Genomic DNA, 3,832 nt, shown 5'->3' on the forward strand with positions numbered 1-3,832 from the left:
CTCGTCCAGAATCCGGCACTCTCGGAGGCCAATCTCTCCTTGAGCGGTCTCCACCACCACTCGTTTTTCTTGTACCAGTCGACGGTCTTCTCCAATCCCGAGTCGATGCCTACGGACGGCCTCCAGCCGAGCTCACGCTCTATCTTTCCGTTGTCAAGGGCATAGCGGTAGTCATGCCCCGGCCTGTCTTTGACGAAGGTGATGAAGGACTCGTCCTTACCCAGGATCGCGAGAACGTTCTTCACGATCTCGATGTTTTTCCTTTCGGCATTCCCTCCGACGTTATAGACCTCACCGGTCCTCCCGCGATGGATGATCAGATCAATCGCCCTGCAGTTGTCTTCGACGAAGAGCCAGTCCCTCACGTTTTTTCCATCGCCGTAAACGGGGACCGGCTTTTCATCCATGAGGTTCGTGATCATGAGGGGCATCAGCTTTTCGGGGAACTGGAACGGGCCGTAATTATTGGAAGGCCTCACGATGATCGCGGGGAAATCGTACGTCTCATGGTATGCCCTGACGATCAAATCCCCGGACGCCTTCGAAGCGGCATAGGGCGAATTCGGCAGGAGGGGCGTCGTCTCGGTAAACTTGCCTTCCTCTCCGAGGGCGCCGTATACCTCGTCTGTCGAGATATGGACGAATCTCTTTATGCAGACCCTTTTTGCCGCTTCCAGGACCAGGGATGTACCTATCACATTCGTGATGAGGAAGGGCTGGGCATCGAGAATAGACCGGTCGACATGGCTCTCTGCCGCGAAGTGCACTACGCAGTCGACCCCGGCCATGACCTCCTTGAGAAGAGAGGAATCTTCGATCCTCCCTTTCACGAACGTGTAACGGCCGTCATCCTTTATGCCTTTCAGGTTTTCGAGGTTTCCCGCGTAGGTGAGCGCGTCGAGGTTGATGATCCGGTAATCGGGATATGAACCGAGCATATGCCTGATAAAATTCGAGCCGATGAAACCGCAGCCGCCGGTAACGAGGATCTTCATCAAGCGACCCTGAAGGGGCTCGCGGAGTCGTTTTCGTATCTCATCTCGTCCACGGGTTCTTTCTTCCCCTTGCCGGCGTATAACCTGTCGGGGAAATTAAGGACCATTCCGCCCGTATCCCCTGAATTCCGGTACGCATGGACAACGCCTGGCGGAACCGTCACGATGAGCCCGTCAGCGTTCTCGATGACCATCCTGTTCCAGTAGGTCGGTGAATCCTTCCTGTTGTCCCAGAGATAGAGGGTGAACCTGCCGAGGAAGCAGAAGTAGTCCGTCTGCTCCCTATGCTCGTGGGGGCCCCTCGTAACCCCCGGAAAGGTCAAAGAGACATAGCCCATCTCGGGCCTGTAGTCACCGAGTTCGTCTGTCCGAAACGTCTCGGCGAGCCAGCCCCTGCTGTCGTGATGCTGTTTGAATTCTCTCACGAGGACACCGGATATTTCTCCGTCAGGAAAGACTTCAGCACCCTTCATCTCTTTGTCCTCTCCTTGCAAAATTGTTGTATTATAGCAAAAACCGTGATGAAAGTATGGCGCGGAACGACAAGGAAAGTACCCATGCTGCGCGCTCATCGCATATATACGCAACGGAATGTTGACAGGGGTGAGAAATGAAGACTGTTCTGGTGACAGGCTCTGCGGGGTTCATCGGATGGATGGTCTCGAAGAAACTCCTCGAAAGAGGAGACGCTGTTCTAGGTTTGGACAACATGAACGACTATTACGACCCGAGGCTGAAGGAATGGCGCCTCGGGATTCTCACGAAGCATGAAAATTTCAGATTCTTGAATCTCGATATCGCCGACTATGAAAGGCTCAGGGCAGTTCTCGAACCGGATCACGTCACGGGGCTTTTAGGCGGACGGGTTGACGCGGTGATAAACCTCGCCGCGAGAGCGGGCGTAAGGGCATCTCTCGAAAACCCCTGGATCTACCTCGATACGAATGTGAAGGGTACCATGAATCTCCTCGAATGCTGCAGGGAGTTCGGGATCGGGAAGTTCGTCCTCGCCTCGACATCGAGTCTCTACGGTCTCAATGAGATCCCCTTCAGAGAGTCCGATCGCACGGACGCTCCCCTTGCACCCTATGCGGCCACGAAGAAGGCGGCTGAGTCGCTCTGTTACAGTTACCATTACCTTTACGGCATCGATATGAGCATTCCGAGGTACTTCACGGTCTACGGTCCCGCCGGGAGACCTGACATGAGCTATTTCAGGTTCATCCTCGACATCGACAGGGGCAGACCGATACCCGTCTACGGAGACGGGAAGCAGAAGAGGGACTTCACCTATATCGATGATATCGCCGAGGGGACCCTGAAGTGCCTTCAGCCGTTCGGGTACGAGATATTCAACCTCGGCAACGATGCCCCTCTTGAGCTCATGGAAGTAATTCGCATCATCGAGGAAAATCTCGGCAAGAAGGCGAAGATCGAATGGCTCGAACGGCATCCCGCCGATGTCCGCGCCACGTGGGCGGACATAGAAAAGGCAAAGACCGTCCTGAAATGGCTCTCCTCGGTGAAGATAGAAGACGGCATCAGGGAGACGGTCCGGTGGTACAGAGAGAACAGGGAGTTTCTCCTGACGATGCGATTATAACGATTCCGCGCAGGGGGCCGGATATTACAGGGATAGCCGGCGAACCCTATTTGATGTAATAACCTGAGACCCTCCACGTGCCGTCTTTCTCCAACGCAGGGGTGATCGTTTCTACCGCTGACTTCTTATTCTGAAAGGACGTCTCGTATTGGATAACGACATATTCTCCATCGGGAGCTCCGGGAAGAGACGTGGTATGCTGTTCCGACTTGAGCTTCCTCCGGATAACCCTGCCGAGGGGCTTCCTCCCCGTTTCCAATGACGTCAGCCAGCGGTCTTTTTTTACAGCTGCCTTGAAATACTGCGATGCCTCATCCCAGCTTTCTGCATACCTTCCATCATCGACTAATGCTATCCACTTCAGGGCAGCTGATTGAGGGGCTTCCTCTGCAGACGATCCGGCGTTCACTGAAAGGGCCGGTACGAAAAGAACGAAGAGAAAAAAACTCACCACGACAAACGAAAAGGTCTTCATTTCTGCCTCCTCAGAACGGAATGGATTACCGTATCACATGCTTTCATTTCCAAACAGCTTCCAACGCGGACAGCCGGATCGCACCTTCACGAACCATGGTTATCCTTTCTCCGGATGCATCGAGTATGGTCGAGGGTGATCCGCCGGGTGCTCGGCCCCCGTCAACGAGAAAATCCGGGCCACGGGAGAAATATTTTATCACGGTCTCGATATCCTCTGACGGGGGCATGCCTGAAAGGTTGGCACTCGTTGCGGTGATCGGGAAGCCCGCCTTTTTCGCGAGGCTGAGGGCGAACGATTCCCCCGGTATTCTCACCGCTATCTTTCCCGTATCCGCGGTGAGGTAGTCGGATAGACCTACCCGGGCAGGGAGGAGAAGCGTCAGGGGGCCGGGCCAGAACCTGTCCATGAGCAGACTTGCCGAACCCGGCATGTCCCTCAGCCACGTCTCGGAAACGATTAAGGGGAGCGATTCCTTCTGTCCGATGAGGAGAGGCATCGCCTTTCCCCTCGGTCTTCTCTTCAGGGCGTAGAGCCTCCTAAGGGATTCGTGGAGATCGAACCTCACCCCGAGGCCGTAGAACGTCTCTGTGGGATAGGCTATGATGCCGCCGCGGCAGAGAACGACGAGGGCCGCGTTTATGGCGGTATCGATATTCTCTCTTCCGAGTTTGACGGAGATCACGACAGTCTTATTTGGAAAAAGCTGGTATGAACGAGTCCGCGCCGCCGTATCTCGCTTTTGAACCGCAGGGGCGA

5 protein-coding genes are annotated in these 3,832 nt (G+C 54.9%); 1 reads left to right on the forward strand and 4 read right to left on the reverse strand.

All coding sequences use genetic code 11. The features are described 5' to 3' along the window. Together rfbB and VEI96_02005 are read right to left on the reverse strand one after the other, a co-directional pair. A partial coding sequence (rfbB, locus tag VEI96_02000) for a dTDP-glucose 4,6-dehydratase (protein ID HXX56756.1) occupies positions 1-995 on the reverse strand: 995 nt, incomplete at its 3' end. Beyond that, entirely contained in the window at positions 995-1,468 is a 474-nt protein-coding gene (locus VEI96_02005) for a dTDP-4-dehydrorhamnose 3,5-epimerase family protein (protein ID HXX56757.1), read from the reverse strand. The genes VEI96_02005 and rfbB, both read right to left, overlap by 1 nt. Before the next feature lie 137 nt (positions 1,469-1,605). Here VEI96_02005 and VEI96_02010 point away from each other — a divergent pair, with 137 nt between their 5' ends. Then, positions 1,606-2,598: an SDR family NAD(P)-dependent oxidoreductase gene (locus VEI96_02010; GenBank protein HXX56758.1), complete on the forward strand. Its 993-nt coding sequence runs from the start codon at positions 1,606-1,608 to the stop codon at positions 2,596-2,598. A 46-nt stretch (positions 2,599-2,644) separates the two neighbouring features. Here VEI96_02010 and VEI96_02015 read toward each other — a convergent pair whose 3' ends face one another. Together VEI96_02015 and VEI96_02020 are read right to left on the reverse strand one after the other, a co-directional pair. After that, positions 2,645-3,073 (reverse strand): DUF4019 domain-containing protein, encoded by a 429-nt coding sequence (locus tag VEI96_02015; protein ID HXX56759.1) that lies wholly within the window; start codon positions 3,071-3,073, stop codon positions 2,645-2,647. Between the two features lie 43 nt (positions 3,074-3,116). Next, positions 3,117-3,832, reverse strand: a 716-nt coding sequence (locus VEI96_02020; GenBank protein HXX56760.1) for an L-threonylcarbamoyladenylate synthase, incomplete at its 5' end; no start/stop codon positions are given.

The sequence above is a fragment of the Thermodesulfovibrionales bacterium genome (assembly GCA_035622735.1).
Taxonomy (GTDB): Bacteria; Nitrospirota; Thermodesulfovibrionia; order Thermodesulfovibrionales; family UBA9159; genus DASPUT01.